This window comes from Staphylococcus auricularis (genome assembly GCF_051172115.1).
Lineage (GTDB): Bacteria > Bacillota > Bacilli > Staphylococcales > Staphylococcaceae > Staphylococcus > Staphylococcus auricularis_A.
This window is the reverse complement of sequence record NZ_JBPIZN010000001.1, coordinates 797879-814073: the sequence shown is the minus strand read 5'-3', so window position 1 is coordinate 814073 and position 16195 is coordinate 797879. Positions and strand designations below refer to the sequence as shown.

The 16195-nt window shown below is 36.9% G+C and carries 13 protein-coding genes and 2 pseudogenes; 12 read left to right on the top strand and 3 right to left on the bottom strand.

The features are described from left to right. Positions 1-2 precede the first annotated feature (2 nt). The 3 genes from ACSBRB_RS03920 to ACSBRB_RS03910 are packed head-to-tail and all read left to right on the top strand — an operon-like array spanning position 3 to position 3696. On the top strand, positions 3-1085 hold the full coding sequence (locus tag ACSBRB_RS03920) for an ABC transporter ATP-binding protein (RefSeq protein WP_435031703.1): 1083 nt from the start codon (positions 3-5) through the stop codon (positions 1083-1085). Further along, positions 1075-2016, top strand: a complete 942-nt coding sequence (locus ACSBRB_RS03915) for an ABC transporter ATP-binding protein (protein WP_435031702.1) — start codon at positions 1075-1077, stop codon at positions 2014-2016. The genes ACSBRB_RS03920 and ACSBRB_RS03915 overlap by 11 nt, the downstream gene beginning before the upstream one ends. Positions 2017-2034: 18 nt before the next feature. After that, the gene (locus ACSBRB_RS03910) at positions 2035-3696 is read left to right on the top strand and encodes a peptide ABC transporter substrate-binding protein (RefSeq protein WP_435031701.1); all 1662 of its coding nucleotides are present in this window, start codon (positions 2035-2037) and stop codon (positions 3694-3696) included. Between the two features lie 114 nt (positions 3697-3810). On the opposite strand, the gene ACSBRB_RS03905 is transcribed toward ACSBRB_RS03910, so the two are convergent. Further along, on the bottom strand, positions 3811-4176 hold the full coding sequence (locus ACSBRB_RS03905; RefSeq protein ID WP_435031700.1) for a DUF3899 domain-containing protein: 366 nt from the start codon (positions 4174-4176) through the stop codon (positions 3811-3813). 219 nt (positions 4177-4395) lie between these two features. Between ACSBRB_RS03905 and opp3b the strand changes: the two are divergent. The 4 genes and pseudogenes from opp3b (at position 4396) to ACSBRB_RS03885 (ending at position 9034) form a co-directional block, all read left to right on the top strand. After that, positions 4396-5322: pseudogene (opp3b, locus tag ACSBRB_RS03900) on the top strand (oligopeptide ABC transporter permease). Next, positions 5322-6383 carry an oligopeptide ABC transporter permease gene (gene opp3C, locus ACSBRB_RS03895; RefSeq protein ID WP_435031699.1) on the top strand — a complete coding sequence of 354 codons (1062 nt, stop codon included), beginning with the start codon at positions 5322-5324 and terminating at the stop codon, positions 6381-6383. Before opp3b ends, opp3C begins: the two are co-directional and overlap by 1 nt. A 17-nt stretch (positions 6384-6400) precedes the next feature. Next, positions 6401-7351 (top strand): ABC transporter ATP-binding protein, encoded by a 951-nt coding sequence (locus ACSBRB_RS03890; RefSeq protein ID WP_435031698.1) that lies wholly within the window; start codon positions 6401-6403, stop codon positions 7349-7351. Between the two features lie 18 nt (positions 7352-7369). Further along, on the top strand, positions 7370-9034 hold the full coding sequence (locus ACSBRB_RS03885; RefSeq protein WP_435031697.1) for a peptide ABC transporter substrate-binding protein: 1665 nt from the start codon (positions 7370-7372) through the stop codon (positions 9032-9034). Between the two features lie 224 nt (positions 9035-9258). Here the strand turns inward: ACSBRB_RS03885 and trpS are convergent, their stop codons facing one another. After that, complete coding sequence (trpS, locus tag ACSBRB_RS03880; protein WP_278926399.1) at positions 9259-10251, bottom strand: tryptophan--tRNA ligase; 993 nt, start codon at positions 10249-10251, stop codon at positions 9259-9261. Between the two features lie 295 nt (positions 10252-10546). On the opposite strand from trpS, the gene spxA reads away from it, so the two are divergent. From spxA to pepF, 5 genes and pseudogenes are all read left to right on the top strand, one after another. After that, complete coding sequence (spxA, locus tag ACSBRB_RS03875; protein ID WP_059106468.1) at positions 10547-10942, top strand: transcriptional regulator SpxA; 396 nt, start codon at positions 10547-10549, stop codon at positions 10940-10942. Between the two features lie 273 nt (positions 10943-11215). After that, on the top strand, positions 11216-11929 hold the full coding sequence (mecA, locus tag ACSBRB_RS03870; protein ID WP_435031696.1) for an adaptor protein MecA: 714 nt from the start codon (positions 11216-11218) through the stop codon (positions 11927-11929). 191 nt (positions 11930-12120) lie between these two features. Then, positions 12121-12309, top strand: a pseudogene (locus tag ACSBRB_RS10760) (competence protein CoiA family protein); the annotation flags it as partial. A 36-nt stretch (positions 12310-12345) separates the two neighbouring features. After that, positions 12346-13155 (top strand): competence protein CoiA family protein, encoded by an 810-nt coding sequence (locus ACSBRB_RS03865; RefSeq protein ID WP_488199620.1) that lies wholly within the window; start codon positions 12346-12348, stop codon positions 13153-13155. 46 nt (positions 13156-13201) lie between these two features. Then, positions 13202-15016, top strand: coding sequence for an oligoendopeptidase F (pepF, locus tag ACSBRB_RS03860; protein WP_435031695.1), 1815 nt, complete (start codon positions 13202-13204; stop codon positions 15014-15016). Between the two features lie 379 nt (positions 15017-15395). Here the strand turns inward: pepF and yjbH are convergent, their stop codons facing one another. Continuing rightward, a complete protein-coding gene (yjbH, locus tag ACSBRB_RS03855) occupies positions 15396-16184 on the bottom strand; it encodes a protease adaptor protein YjbH (RefSeq protein ID WP_435031694.1) in 789 nt (262 codons plus the stop codon). Positions 16185-16195 lie beyond the last annotated feature (11 nt).

The window sequence follows — 16195 nt, the reverse complement described above, 5'->3', positions numbered from 1 at the left end:
AAATGACAGAACGTATATTAGAAGTCAAAGATCTACATGTCTCCTTTGATATTCATGCTGGTGAAGTCCAAGCAGTGCGAGGTGTAGATTTTTTCTTAAACAAAGGTGAAACCTTAGCGATTGTGGGTGAATCTGGTTCAGGAAAATCAGTCACAACGAAAGCGATCACTAAGTTATTCCAAAAAGATGAAGGTAGAATTAAAAAGGGCGAAATCTTGTTTATGGGAGAAGACTTAGCAGATAAGTCTGAACGAGAATTAAATCAATTACGTGGTAAAGAGATTTCAATGATCTTCCAAGATCCGATGACGTCGCTCAATCCGACAATGAAAATCGGTAAGCAAGTCATGGAACCCTTGATCAAACACCGAAATTACAGTAAAAAAGATGCCAAAAAACGTGCATTAGAAATCTTGAATTTAGTTGGTTTACCTCATGCAGAAGAACGATTCAATGCCTATCCGCATCAATTTTCAGGAGGACAACGTCAACGTATTGTCATCGCAACTGCACTCGCTTGTGAGCCGAAGATCTTAATTGCTGATGAACCGACGACAGCACTCGATGTCACAATGCAGGCGCAAATTCTAGACTTGATGAAAGAATTGCAAGGACAGATTGATACATCCATCATTTTCATCACTCATGATTTAGGGGTGGTTGCGAATGTCGCAGATAAAGTCGCAGTAATGTATGGGGGTCAGATGATTGAATCAGGAGATGTCGATGAAATCTTCTATGATCCAAAACACCCTTATACTTGGGGATTATTATCATCAATGCCAGATATGGAAACCGATATCAATACAGAATTACTCGCAATCCCTGGTACACCGCCTGATTTGTTGAACCCGCCTAAAGGTGATGCGTTTGCAGAACGAAGTCAATATGCTTTAGATGTAGACTTCAAAGTTGAGCCACCATGGTTTAGAGTCTCTCCGACTCACTATGTGAAATCATGGTTACTAGACGAACGAGCACCTAAAGTGAAGTTGCCTCAAATGGTACAGAAACGGTTAAGACCTATGCCAAATAACTACGATCAACCGATTAAAGTAGAGAGGGTGACGTTCGATGACAAATAATGACGTTTTACTACAAGTGAAGCATTTAAAGCAATATTTTAACGAAGGAAAACACAACGAAGTTCGCGCCATTGATAACATCTCATTTAATGTGTACAAAGGCGAAACACTCGGCTTAGTCGGAGAGTCAGGTTGTGGAAAATCAACGACAGGTAAGGCTATTGTGAAACTAAACGACATTACTGGGGGAGAAGTATTATACGAAGGGGTCAACATACAACAAATAAAAAATCGTAAAGACTCACTTCAATTCAACAAGAAAATTCAAATGATCTTTCAGGATCCGTACGCCTCACTCAATCCTCGTTTGAAAGTGATGGATATTGTAGCAGAGGGAATTGATATTCACCATTTAGCGGCTAATAAAAAGGATCGTAAGAAGCGGGTTTATGACTTGTTAGAAACAGTAGGGTTAAGCAAAGAACATGCGAACCGTTACCCGCACGAATTTTCAGGTGGTCAACGCCAACGTATTGGAATTGCACGTGCATTAGCAGTTGAACCAGAATTTATTATAGCTGATGAACCTATCTCAGCACTCGATGTATCGATTCAAGCCCAAGTCGTGAATCTATTGTTCAAACTACAAAAAGAACATAACATCACATTTTTATTTATCGCCCATGATTTATCGATGGTGAAATACATCTCAGACCGTATTGCCGTTATGAACCAAGGTAAAATCGTGGAACTTGGTTCTGCAGATGAAATTTATAATCATCCATTACATGATTATACGAAATCTTTATTATCAGCAGTACCTCAACCGGATCCGGAAAGTGAGAAAAAAAGAAAACGCATCACTTATGTAGAGGACGAAACGAAAAATAAAGATAGATCGCTACAAGAGGTTTCGTCAGGACATTATGTATTTGTAACGGATGAAGAAGCGGAACAACTCAAAAACGAAGAAAGCAAAGTATTAAGTTAACGGGAAAGGGGGATGACGATGAAATTTAAACAGTTTAAACTCATAGCGATCTTAATGGTTGCTGTATTACTCACAACAGCATGTGGTGCGAATGCAGAAAGCATCTATGATGACAAAGGACAAGTGTTCCGTAAGGCCTTATCACAAGACATGACAACCTTTGATGCGGCACTAGCGACAGATAACATCTCGTTTGAAATCATGGACCAAGTGTTTGAAGGTTTATACGTGCTCAATGAAGAAGACGAAGCTGAACCAGGTGTAGCGAAAGGGATGCCTAAGAAAAGTGACGACGGCAAAACGTTGACGATTGATCTGCGTAAAGATGCGAAATGGTCGAATGGGGATCCAGTTACAGCAGACGATTTCGTTTATTCATGGCGTAGAGTCGTTAATCCAGACACAGCCTCTGAATATGCCTATATCATGTATGATTTAAAAAACGCAGAAGCGATTAACCAAGGTAAGAAGAAACCTGAAACACTCGGCGTGAAAGCATTAGGCAAATACAAACTACAAGTCGAGTTAACGAAACCCTTGCCTTATATCAATGAGCTACTTGCCTTTGGTACATATTTACCAGTCAATCAAAAGGCCATCAAGAAATATGGTGAACAATACGGTACCACAGCCGATAAAGTCATTTATAACGGTGCGTTCAAAGCAACAAACTGGGCACCAGAAGATAAAATTGAAATGGTTAAAAACGACAAGTACTGGGACAGTGATGCAGTAAAATTAACACGAGTGAACTATAAAATCATCAAAGACCAACAAGCAGGTGCGTCGTTATTCGATACAGGTTCTATTGATGACACAGGCATTTCGTCTGAACAAGTTGATAAATATAAAGATAGCCCAGCGTTAGATAAACAATTACTTGCATCAACATGGTTCTTAACACTCAACCAAGAAAAACCAGAGTTTAAAAACAAATCATTTAGACTCGCTTTGGCACAAGCGATTGATAAAGAGCAGTATTCTAAAGAAGTGTTAAATAATGGTTCTAAGACCATGGATCAATTCACTTCAAAAGAAACGTTTAAATCTCCAGATGATTCAGACTATACAGACGGTATCGAATCTAATTTACAACATGATCCTAAAGCAGCTAAGAAAAATCTAGAAAAAGCGAAAAAAGAATTAGGTAAAGATGAAATTACGTTCACATTTACAACAAATGAAACACCTGATGATAAAGTATCTGCAGAATACTTGAAGAGTCAAATAGAAAATAACTTGCCTGGTGTGACGATGAAAATTAAAACGATGCCAGGTAAACAACGTATCAATGCGATGCTTACTGGTGATTTTGAAGTCGGTATGACAGGTTGGGGCCCGGATTACGCTGACCCATTAACTTTCCTTGAAATCATGACTTCAGATAATCCGCAAAACTACGGTAAGTGGAGCAACAAAAAATATGATCAATTGGTTAAAGATGCGAACGGTAAATTGCTCACAGATCTAGATGCACGAGATGCAGCATTAAAAGAAGCGGAAGAGATTATGTTAGACGATGCAGCCGTTGCACCGATCTTCCAACAAGGCCAAACGCACTTAACGAATCCACAAGTGAAAGGTTTAAAATATCACAAAATTGGTGGTAACTTGATACTTAAAAATGTCTATATCGATAAGTCTATCGACCGTGAAACAGGTAAGAAGAAAACTGAATAATTCTCTAAGTTAGCACAAGTTGTGAGGGTTTAAAAAAAGAACAATCCCGTTTACCTTATGTAAAGGTAGACGGGATTTTTTGTGTTTATGTAACCAACTATATTCACATAATATTTACAATGTTAAGGCGATAATCAGGTTCAAGATTAAGTAACAGACATTGCATATGGCCGCTGTCTTAAAGATGGGATAGACGTGGTAATGCGCCTTTTTAGCCTCTTTTGGATTGAAAAATGAATCTTTTTCAATTTCAGTTCTACGTTTTTTGCTAGAGAGTTGATAGCGAATGCGTCTAAAGCCGTAACTTGTCGCATCTAACACACCATCTTGAATAATAATTAAGATAAAAGAAATGATAAATAAGATGATTGAAACATAAAACGCGATATTGATAAATAATGCATCAGTCATTAGCCAAATGATCAGGCTAAGCAATGGTGTGAATAAGATTGGAATGATCCAATTGATGGTTTTTTGCATAGGATACCTCCCTAATCATTAGATTTATTTTACCGCAAAAAGGGCGATTTGTGTAATTTCTATAATGAACCATGCCAAAAATACAGTTGTTCACCTCATTACTACAAAAATAGTAAAAAGTCAATATTGATTATCGAAATCCGTGCCGCTATAATATTATTAAATATTTCTGAAAATTTTAAAGAGAATGTTAATTTTGAAAAAAAAGGGGGATGAAATATGCTTAGATATGTTTTAAAACGATTGGGATACATGGTAGTTTCACTGTTAATCATCATGACGATCACATTCTTTCTCATGAAACTCATGCCTGGTTCACCATTTAATGATGAAAAGTTAACGCCACAACAAACTGAAATCTTAAATGAAAAATATGGGCTCAACGATCCTGTCATTGTACAATACGTCAATTACATAAAGAACGTCGTTACCGGTGACTTTGGGAACTCTTTCCAATACAACAACCAGCCTGTGTGGGATTTGATTGGTCCACGTTTAATACCGTCTATTGAAATGGGTATTACAGCGATGATTATCGGGGTTATACTCGGCGTGATTCTCGGTGTAGCTGCTGCTACGAAACAAAATACATAGGTTGACTACACAGCGACAGTGATTTCTGTAGTTGCTGTATCAGTACCATCATTCGTATTAGCGGTGTTATTACAATATGTATTTGCAGTTAAACTCCAATGGGTTCCAGTTGCAGGATGGGAAGGCCTATCTACAGCCATATTACCGTCACTTGCTTTATCAGCCGGTGTATTAGCGACTGTAACTCGATATATTCGAGCGGAAATGATTGAAGTGTTGAGTTCTGACTATATTTTACTTGCGAGAGCTAAAGGGAACTCGACGTTACGCGTGTTATTTGGTCACGCTTTACGTAACGCGCTCATTCCAGTCATTACGATTATTGTACCGATGTTAGCAGGAATTTTAACAGGGACGTTAACCATTGAAAATATCTTTGGTGTACCTGGACTCGGGGACCAATTCGTAAGATCGATTCAAACGAATGACTTCTCTGTGATCATGGCAACAACATTGCTATTCAGTACATTATTTATCGTTTCAATTTTCATCGTGGATATTTTATATGGTCTTATCGACCCAAGAATTCGTGTTCAAGGGGGTAAAAATTAATGACTAACAAACATTTGAACAAAGACATCGAACCCTCAAATGCCGTGATGACACACACTGCGGATACCATCACTGACGCTGATTTTGTGCAAAGTAACTATGATATCGAGGTCGAACCGGAGTTACAAAGAGAGAGTAAGAGCTTCTGGCAAGATGCTTGGATTCAGTTAAAGCAGAATAAATTAGCAATTGTTGGTTTAATCGGTCTTATATTAATTATTGTACTCGCACTCGTAGGTCCATTAATTAGCAGTCATACCTATGATGAGCAAAACATCGAACACCGTAACTTACCAGCTAAAATACCAGTGTTAGATAAAGTGCCATTCCTTCCGTTTAATGGTCACGACGGTGATGTCGATGCTTATAAAGAAGCTGGCGCTAAAGAAAATTACTGGTTCGGTACCGATCAGCTAGGCCGTGATTTATGGGCTAGAACATGGCAGGGTGCTCAAATTTCATTATTCATTGGTATTATCGCAGCTTTACTAGATATTTTTATAGGGGTTGTATATGGGGCCGTCTCCGGATTCTTCGGGGGCCGAATAGATAACTTCATGCAGCGTTTTATTGAAATTATCGCCTCTATACCAAACTTGATTATTGTTATCTTATTTGTAATCATTTTCGAACCATCAATCTGGACGATTATCTTATCACTGTCTATTACAGGATGGATTGGTATGAGCCGTATCGTGCGTGGTGAGTTCTTGAAGTTGAAAAACCAAGAATTTGTACTCGCTTCTCGTACACTCGGAACATCAAAATTAAAACAAATCTTTAAACATATTTTACCGAATGCTTTAGGTCCAATTGTCGTAACATCAATGTTTACTGTACCAAGAGCAATATTCTTCGAAGCGTTCTTAAGCTTCATTGGTATCGGGGTACCTGCACCAAGAACATCGCTTGGTTCACTCGTAAACGATGGTCGACAAATGTTATTAATTCACCCACATGAATTATTTATACCAGCTACTATTTTGAGTTTATTAATCTTATTCTTCTATTTATTTAGTGATGGTTTACGAGACGCATTCGATCCGAAAATGCGTAAATAACAAAGGGGTGAATGGAAATGACAGAACGTATATTAGAAGTGAGAGATTTACATGTTTCTTTTGATATTCACGCAGGTGAAGTGCAAGCAGTACGCGGCGTAGACTTTTACTTAAACAAAGGTGAAACCTTAGCGATTGTAGGGGAATCCGGTTCTGGTAAATCTGTAACGACTAAAGCAATTACCAAACTGTTCCAAAAAGACGAAGGTAGAATTAAGAAAGGTGAGATTCTCTTTTTAGGGGAAGATTTAGCTACTAAATCTGAAAAAGAACTCACGCAGTTACGGGGTAAAGAAATATCTATGATTTTCCAAGACCCGATGACTTCTCTCAACCCTACGATGAAAATAGGGGAACAAGTTATGGAACCGCTCATTAAACACCGTAATTACAGTAAGCAAGATGCGAAAAAACGTGCGCTTGAGATCCTGAATTTAGTCGGTTTACCGAATGCGGAAAAACGTTTTAATGCGTATCCGCACCAATTTTCAGGTGGACAACGTCAACGTATCGGAATCGCGCGTGCTTTAGCAGTTGAACCAGAATTTATTATTGCAGATGAACCGATATCGGCACTCGACGTATCTATTCAAGCGCAAGTGGTCAACTTATTGCTTAAGTTACAGCGAGAACGCGGCATCACCTTCCTGTTTATTGCCCATGATTTATCAATGGTTAAATACATTTCAGACCGTATTGCCGTAATGAACCGTGGTAAAATCGTCGAACTTGGAACTGCTGAAGAAATATACAATCATCCATTACACGATTATACGAAGTCTTTACTTTCTGCTGTTCCTCAACCCGATCCAGAAAGTGAAAGAACGAGAAAACGTATCGAGTACAAACACGATGATGCGTTAAATGACAGTAGATCCTTGCAAGAGGTCAGACCAGGACATTATGTATTCGTAACGGATGAAGAAGCAAAACAACTCAGAACCGTAGATACAACGGTTGTAAATTAAAGAGGAAGGGGGATTATTATGAAATTAAAGCGTTTAAAATTAGCCGGTGTCTTACTCGCATCTGTGTTGGTAACGACTGCATGCGGCGCGAATGCAGGCAGTATCTACGATGACGAAGGTCAAGTCTATCGTAAAGCGTTATCAGGAGATATGACAACATTAGATGCATCACAAGCAACAGATAGCTTAACTTTCCAAATTATGAACCAAGTTTATGAAGGCTTGTATGTTTTAGATGCTGAAGACCAAGCGATTCCAGGCGTAGCGAAATCCATGCCGAAGAAATCAAACGGTGGTAAGACATTAACAATTGATCTACGTGAAGATGCGAAATGGTCTAATGGAGAGCCAATCACAGCTGACGACTTCGTCTACTCTTGGCGTCGTGTTGTTGCACCAGAAACGGCTTCAGAATATGCATTTATCATGTTTGATTTGAAAAATGCAGCTGAAATCAATCAAGGTCAGAAAAAACCAGAGGAATTAGGTGTTAAAGCCTTAGATAAATACAAGTTACAAATCGAATTAACGAAACCATTACCGTATATTAATGAATTACTTGCCTTTGGTACATTTATGCCTGTGAACCAGAATGCGGTTAAAAAATATGGTGAACAATATGGTACGACTGAAGAAAAAACAGTTTATAACGGTCCATTTAAAATTAAAAACTGGGCACCAGACGATAAAGTAGAAATCGTTAAAAACGATCAATACTGGGATAAAGACGTGGTTAAACTAGAAAGAATTAATTACAAAGTCATCAAAGACCAACAAGCCGGTGCTTCGTTATATGAAACGAACTCTGTCGATGATACAGGTATTTCTTCAGAACAGGTTGATAAATACGAAGGAGACCCAGCTGTTTTCAAACAGTTAATCGCATCTACATGGTATGTCAGCATGAATGAGGACGTACCGGTATTCAAGAATAAAGATTTGAGATTAGCGATTGCGAAATCGATTAATAAAGAAGAATATGTGAAAGAGGTTTTAAACAATGGTTCAAGACCTTTAAACCAATTTGTACCTAGAGAAACATTCAAATCGCCAAATGGAGAAGATTTTGCTGATGGTGTGAACTCACCGTTACAATATAATCCTGAAGAGGCGAAAAAACATCTAGAAAAAGCGAAAAAAGAACTCGGTCAGGATGAAATTTCTTTCACATTTATTACCAATGATACGCCAGACTCTAAAATTGATGCCGAATATCTGAAGAGTCAACTAGAAGGAAACTTACCAGGATTGCATATGAAGATCAAAACGATGCCTGGTAAACAAAGAATCAGTGCTATGGCTCAAGGTAAGTACGAAGCGGCTATGGCTGGATGGGGACCTGACTACGCGGACCCACTGACATTCTTAGAAACAATGACAAGTGAAAACCCACAAAATACGTCTCACTGGAAGAATAAAGAGTATGACCAGTTGATAAAAGATGCGAACGGTAAGTTATTAACAAGACTTGAAGAACGTGACCGTGCGTTGAAAGATGCAGAAGAGCTCATGTTAAATGATGCAGCTATTGCACCAATTTATCAAACAGGTGGTACAAAATTATTGAATCCTCAAATCAAAAATATACAATTCCACAAAGTAGGTGGGGATGTATCGTATAAACATACTTATATCGACAAGTCTATCGATCGTGAAACAGGTAAAAAGAAAGACGAGAAATAAGTATCGTGAGATAAGTTCACTAATTCAAATAGGAGAGAGTGTAGATGACGATGGTCTATCTATTCTCTCACCTAAGAAAGCTGGGACATTAAGTTGTCCCAGCTTCTCTTTTTGTATAAACGACAAAACAAAACCTCCAATTGACATGATACCAATTGGAGGTAATTTGTGTTGGAAAAATGAGAGATACAGTGATGGTTACTCATATCTCAATTGAGATGAAATTAGTTTCTTTTACGACCTAATCCCATCGCATCTTCCATTTTTTGTAATGTTCTTTCTGATGTTTGTTGTGCTTTATCGCGACCTAAGTCTAAGATTTCATCTAATTTGTCTGAGTTGTAGTAGTTTTCATAGCGTTCTTGGAAGTCTGTTAAGAATGATTTAACGACTTCTGCTAAGTCATTTTTAAACTCACCATAATTAGAGTCTTTGTATTTCGCTTCTAAGTCACTTACTGATTCATCAGTTAAGCTAGAGTAGATAGAGAGTAAGTTTGAAACGCCAGGTTTATTTTCGACGTCATATTTCACTTCACCATCTGAATCAGTGACAGCACTTTTAATTTTCTTAGCCGCTGCTGCAGGATCTTCGAGTAATGAGATGTAGTTTTTGTGATTGTTATCACTCTTACTCATCTTACTTGTAGGATCTTGAAGGCTCATAACACGTCCGCCTACTTTAGGCATACGAATTTCTGGTTTAACAAGAATGTCATCGTAACGTGAATTAAAGCGTTCAACAAGATTACGCGTAAGCTCGATATGTTGTTTTTGGTCTTCACCTACTGGCACGATGTTTGTATCGTACAACACAATATCTGAAGCCATAAGTGGTGGATACGTAAGTAAACCAGCTGGAATACCTTCTGTTTGTTTCTGGGCTTTGTCTTTGAACTGAGTCATACGTTCTAGTTCACCTATGGTAGAAATTGTAGTCAACATCCAACCTGCCTGTACGTGTGCGGGAACTTCGGATTGAATAAAGAGGGTAGATTTCTCTGGATCAATCCCTGAAGCGAGATAAATCGCTGCTAATTGTCTGATTTGTTCACGTAATTTCACGCGATCTTGTGGAGCTGTGATCGCATGTTGGTCAACAATACAGAAGTAACAATCGTAATCGTCTTGTACTTCACTGAATTGTTTTAATGCTCCGATGTAATTTCCGAGAGTCGGAATACCGCTAGGTTGGATACCTGAAAATAATGTTTCCATAATAGTTGCCTACTTTCTAAATAAGATGTTCTATTTTTAACTATTATAACACTATTTCATTCATTTGTGACATGTGTTATAATAAAAAATGTAACTTTATCTCACATTATGAATACGGACTTCGAGCCCATTGAAAAAGTATTCTAAAAAATTAAGAAATTTTCATTTAATTTTAATGTTAAATGGGTATAATGTAGACATAAGGTTGAGAAACTCAACAGATTACACAATATTTCTTAATCATAAAAATAATGTGAACAATGAATATTATTCATATAATAGGAGAGTGAGATGTATGGTAACATTATTTACTTCACCAAGTTGCACATCTTGCCGTAAAGCGAAAGCATGGTTACAAGAACATGACATTCCGTATACGGAGCGAAACATTTTTTCTGAACACTTGACTGTAGACGAAATCAAACAAATTTTAAAAATGACAGAAGATGGAACGGACGAAATCATTTCAACACGTTCTAAAACATATCAAAAATTAAACGTAGATATCGATGCATTGCCACTTCAAGATTTATATTCAATCATTCAAGATAATCCTGGTTTATTAAGACGTCCAATCATTTTAGATGAAAAACGTCTACAAGTTGGATATAACGAAGATGAAATCAGACGTTTCTTACCAAGAAAAGTTCGTACGTTCCAATTACAAGAAGCGCAACGTATGGTAGATTAATCAAAAACATACATTTAATTGATAACCATAAAGTAATTGATATACATATTGATTGCTTTATGGTTTTTACTATATCTTACAAGATAGGATGATTTCAAAACACAAGGCTTATAAAGGGTGGGCTTGTGCTGTTTTCTAGCTCACATAGAGGGTATATGTTATTATAGGTATTCAACAAAGCTTATCAAACATATTTAAACAAATGGATTGTAATTTTTACTGCGTTCTAATACAATATGGATACTATTCATCGACTGTAAGGAGTGAGATGATATGAGAATAGAACGAGTTGACGACACAACAGTGAAACTTTTTATAACGTATAATGATATAGAAGCCAGAGGATTTAAACGTGAAGACTTATGGTCAAATCGTAAACGTGGAGAAGAATTCTTTTGGAATATGATGGAAGAAATTAACGAAGAAGAAGATTTCGGTGTCGAAGGTCCATTATGGATACAAGTACACGCTTTTGAAAAAGGTGTGGAAGTAACAATTTCTAAATCTAAAAATGACGACTTTAACAATATGACTGACGAAGAATCTGAAAGTCAATTTGACACACAAATCAGTGACTTATTATCCAATACAATCGATCAACATGATAGCTTAGAAGACCTATTTGAGCAACGTAAACAACAACAAGCAGCGGCAGAAGCATCTAAAGAGACAGAACAAGAAGATGTGCATATGACGCTCGTAAAATTCAATGATCTTGAAGAAGTCATTGACTATGCTTACCATAACAATCAAGCTATAGATGAATTTGAAGATTTATTGTTCACTCTCGATAACGAATTTTATTATGCGACATATTTCGATCACAACGTTACACAAGATGAAATCAATGATTACTATAGTCAGTTGCTTGAATTTGCTTCACCTTCTGACCGTTCAGAGCTCTACTTAAATGATTACGGTAAAATCATCATGAGCCACAATGTAACAGCGCAAGTACGTCGTTACTTTCCAGATACAGAAGCATAAATAGGAGATTCGTATGATTGGATTAAGATTGTCATGGAGATAAAAATTAAATTATTCTTTTTAGAAAGCCGATTGAAAGCACATTCAATTGGCTTTTTTGCGTTTGGAGAAAGTTCATATCATATGGCACGATTACACCCTGAATCAAATATTCACATAAAAGAGAAGTAAAAAGTTTGCATTAATCGTGTATAGATGTAAAGCGGCTTAAAAGCACTTTAAGTGGGAGGGAGAAACAGCTGTTATTTGCGAAAGATGTTAATCAACAATATGTATGGGCGGGAGATGCAGTTAAAAGAGGGGATTACTTTTGTCCTCATTGCGAACGGCCACTCATTTTAAAGCAAGGAATGAAAACCAGACCTCACTTCGCACATATGACACATGATGATGGATCTTGTTCATATGGTGAGAACATGGCACACTATGATGCAAAATATATGCTGGCACAACAGTTGAAGGCAGCCGGCTATAAAGTCAAAATAGAACCTCATATCTCTGAGGTTAATCAGTATCCTGATTTGATTATTGATGATCAATATGTACTGGAAATCCAGTTTTCCAACATACCTGTCAAAGTGTTACAACAACGTACACAAGGACTCATAGAAGCAGGTTTCGAGGCAAGGTGGGTGATTGCGAATCCCGTCTATTATAAGCACGAGATTAAACTTTCTCAGTACGAAAGTGCATGTATCGATACACAAACACGTGAATTGTACGCATGGTGTGGTGATGCTCATCGTTTATACATCTATGAGGCCATTCAACATTTAGGTGGCAATCGATTTTACGCGCGCAGACGGATTGCTGATTTAACTACATTATTTAAACCAAGCGTGACGAAACCTACAGCTAAACTCCTTAAATTAAGCGACGAGAAGATCTGTCACTATTTAAAAGGTTGTAGACGGCAACAGAGTGTTCATCAACCTACATTGAGTGCTCAATATCAGCTGCGTTTTACAGAGAAAGATGTTTGTCACTTCTGTGGATTCATTTTACCAAATCAATTATACATTCAAGATCATCCTATTTATTGGCAATTACAAATAATCTTGTTGATAGAAAAAGATCAATTTGATATTCATCACTTTCTTCAATTGCTGAAACCAAGAGCTTTCGCAAGCAATTTTAACCAACAACAACTCATTAAGCACACCATTAAACAATATATACACCTCTATCAACAATTGAAATATTATAGCGTGCAAAAAAAGCTATAAAATGAGAGAATATGGATAATCATAATCATTAGGAGGTTTACATATTATGAGTCAACAATTATCAAGAGAAGAGCAAGAACGTAAATATCCTGAATATACGTGGGATTTAACAACAATCTTTGAAGACGATGATGCATGGGAAGCGGCTTTTAAAGAAGTTGAAGACCAACTTGGCGTAGAAGAACAATTCAAAGGCCATCTTGGTGATGATGCAGATACATTATACCAAGCACTTTCAACTGAAGATGAAATCGGTACAAAACTTGAAAAAGTGTATGTATACGCACACTTAAAACAAGACCAAGATACATCAAATGATAAATACACTGGCTTTGAATCCCGTGCGCACCAATTGATTATCAAATTTAGTTCTGCATGGAGTTTCTTAGTACCAGAAATCTTACAAATTGACGAAGCAACCATCAAATCATATGTTGAACAAAACGATGACTTAAAACGTTATGAATTTGACTTAAAACTAATCAATGAAAACCGTCGACACGTATTGAGCGCTGATAAAGAAAAATTATTAACAGAAGCACAAGATGCATTATCAACACCAGACAATGTTTATGGCATGTTTAGTAATGCAGACTTAGAATTTGAAGATGCCGTGGATAGTGAAGGCAACAAACATCCATTAACGCAAGGTACTTTTGTGAAATTATTAGAATCTGACGACCGTGAATTACGTCGCTCAGCATATAATAACCTCTACGAAGCATATGGCGCATACAATAATACATTAGGTGCTACACTTGCTGGGGAAGTGAAGAAAAATGTATTTAACGCACGTTCACACCAATATCAATCTGCACGTGAAGCAGCGTTAAGCAGTAACTTCATTCCAGAAAAAGTACATGATAACTTAGTTAAAACCATTCATGAATACTTACCTTTATTACACCGTTACACTAAACTACGTAAATCATTACTCGGCATCGACGACATGAAAATGTATGACATGTATACACCGTTAGTTAAAGATGTGAAATTTGATATGCCATATGAAGAAGCAAAATCATGGATGTTAGAAGCATTAAAACCAATGGGTGAAACATACATGAATGTCGTTAAAGAAGGTTTAAATAATGGCTGGGTTGACGTTTATGAAAATAAAGGTAAACGTTCAGGTGGTTACTCTTCAGGTGCCCATCTCACTAATCCATTCATCTTATTAAACTGGTCAGATACAGTGTCAGATTTATTCACGTTAGTGCATGAATTTGGTCACTCTGTACACAGTTACTTCAGTAGACAAAACCAACCTTCTAACTTAAGTGATTACACTATCTTTGTCGCAGAAGTTGCTTCAACATGTAACGAAGCATTACTCAGCGATTACATGGATAAACATTTAGATGATGATCATCGCTTATTATTATTAAACCAAGAATTAGAACGCTTCAGAGCGACGTTATTCCGTCAAACAATGTTCGCAGAGTTTGAACATAAAATCCACCAAATCGAAGAAGCAGGAGAACCACTAACACCAAATCGTATGAACGAAGAATATGCGAAATTAAACCGTGAATACTTTGGTGATACTGTAGAAACTGATGAACACATCAGTAAAGAATGGTCACGTATTCCTCACTTCTACATGAACTACTATGTTTATCAATATGCGACAGGTTACAGTGCAGCACAAAGCTTGAGTCACCAAATCTTAACTGAAGGTGAACCTGCAGTTGAACGTTACATTAACGAATTCCTAAAAAAAGGTAACTCTAACTATCCAATTGAAATCTTGAAAAATGCTGGTGTCGATATGACAACACCTGAACCTATTGAACAAGCTTGCAAAGTTTTCGAACAAAAATTAGATGCCTTCGAAGAACTCATGAATGCGAAAAAATAAGGTAATCGCTTACAATATGACGAGTTTGTGACAAATTTAATTTGTGGAGATTTTTCTATTGATAGGGGCTTTCGTGCATGTTATATTATGAACATGAAATTAATCACATAACAAACATACCCCTTTGTTTGAAGTGAAAAATTTCTCCCATCCCCTTTGTTTAGCGCCGTGTTAATAAACACGGCGTTTTTTTATGCCTTATTTTAATACACCATACCTATTATAATGATTCCGCAAAAATACCAGTGATAAAAACTTCAAATATACATATATATAGTGTCACAAATGCATATTTAATAATAAAGACATAAAAAGAAGCACAAACCCAAATGGTCTGTGCTTCTTTCTATTTCGTTCAACATTTATCTCAGCAAATTCATTATATTTTTGATCTCCAGAAGTGTTCTTCTGGGGAAGGTTCTTTTTCAATTTTTTGTTGAAACATTAATTTTTTAAGTTCTTTATTCAGTACTTTTTCTGGCCATTCATATATCGTTAATAATTCTTGCTTCGTCACAAGCTGTTGCTGTTTAATATATTCTTCTAATGGTGGTGGTAATTTTTTCTCAATCGCCACGCCCATCAATTCATTAATAATGTAAGTATAAATGTGATATGGATAAAGACCTTCTACTTTGAGACCTTCTTCTTGTACATCTTCATTAAAGAAGACAAGGGAAGGGGCTTCATTTATATCCATCTCACGTGCGATGTGTAAATCAACTTGTAGGCTTTCGCGTAATTTTTGACAGTGAAGGTCTTCTTTAAACACTTCATAGTCTAAACCTGCATGGCAAATACAGTCAGAAACAACATCTTCCGTAATAATTTCTTGGTTTGGAATAATTTTATTCTGCACTAAATGGATGAAACGTTCTGCACGAATTCTACCTTGCAATTCAGCAGCTTTATAAGCAAGTGCGATATTATCATCATTAGACGTACTTTGTGCCTGACATTTCGTCAATATACGTAATGATGGATTCAGTATATGCCTAACACGAATGTATTTTTGATATTCGAGCCGTAATTTTGAAAGGATTGCAGACAACTTGAAGCAATCTTTACTGAACGGGTCGAAAAAGGAATAGATTTCAATTTTATTCACAGGTGAAAGATTTATATCTTCACGACTATCTTCTTGTATCATTTTTAATTCTTCAGTCATGTTAATTCCAC

Coding starts and splice junctions, on each gene's coding strand:
- mecA (WP_435031696.1), top strand. CDS start 11,216: ATGAGAATAGAACGAGTTGACGACACAACAGTGAAACTTTTTATAACG.
- ACSBRB_RS03890 (WP_435031698.1), top strand. CDS start 6,401: ATGACAGAACGTATATTAGAAGTGAGAGATTTACATGTTTCTTTTGAT.
- ACSBRB_RS03885 (WP_435031697.1), top strand. CDS start 7,370: ATGAAATTAAAGCGTTTAAAATTAGCCGGTGTCTTACTCGCATCTGTG.
- spxA (WP_059106468.1), top strand. CDS start 10,547: ATGGTAACATTATTTACTTCACCAAGTTGCACATCTTGCCGTAAAGCG.
- ACSBRB_RS03915 (WP_435031702.1), top strand. CDS start 1,075: ATGACAAATAATGACGTTTTACTACAAGTGAAGCATTTAAAGCAATAT.
- pepF (WP_435031695.1), top strand. CDS start 13,202: ATGAGTCAACAATTATCAAGAGAAGAGCAAGAACGTAAATATCCTGAA.
- trpS (WP_278926399.1), bottom strand. CDS start 10,251: ATGGAAACATTATTTTCAGGTATCCAACCTAGCGGTATTCCGACTCTC.
- ACSBRB_RS03910 (WP_435031701.1), top strand. CDS start 2,035: ATGAAATTTAAACAGTTTAAACTCATAGCGATCTTAATGGTTGCTGTA.
- opp3C (WP_435031699.1), top strand. CDS start 5,322: ATGACTAACAAACATTTGAACAAAGACATCGAACCCTCAAATGCCGTG.
- ACSBRB_RS03905 (WP_435031700.1), bottom strand. CDS start 4,176: ATGCAAAAAACCATCAATTGGATCATTCCAATCTTATTCACACCATTG.
- ACSBRB_RS03865 (WP_488199620.1), top strand. CDS start 12,346: ATGGCACACTATGATGCAAAATATATGCTGGCACAACAGTTGAAGGCA.
- ACSBRB_RS03920 (WP_435031703.1), top strand. CDS start 3: ATGACAGAACGTATATTAGAAGTCAAAGATCTACATGTCTCCTTTGAT.
- yjbH (WP_435031694.1), bottom strand. CDS start 16,184: ATGACTGAAGAATTAAAAATGATACAAGAAGATAGTCGTGAAGATATA.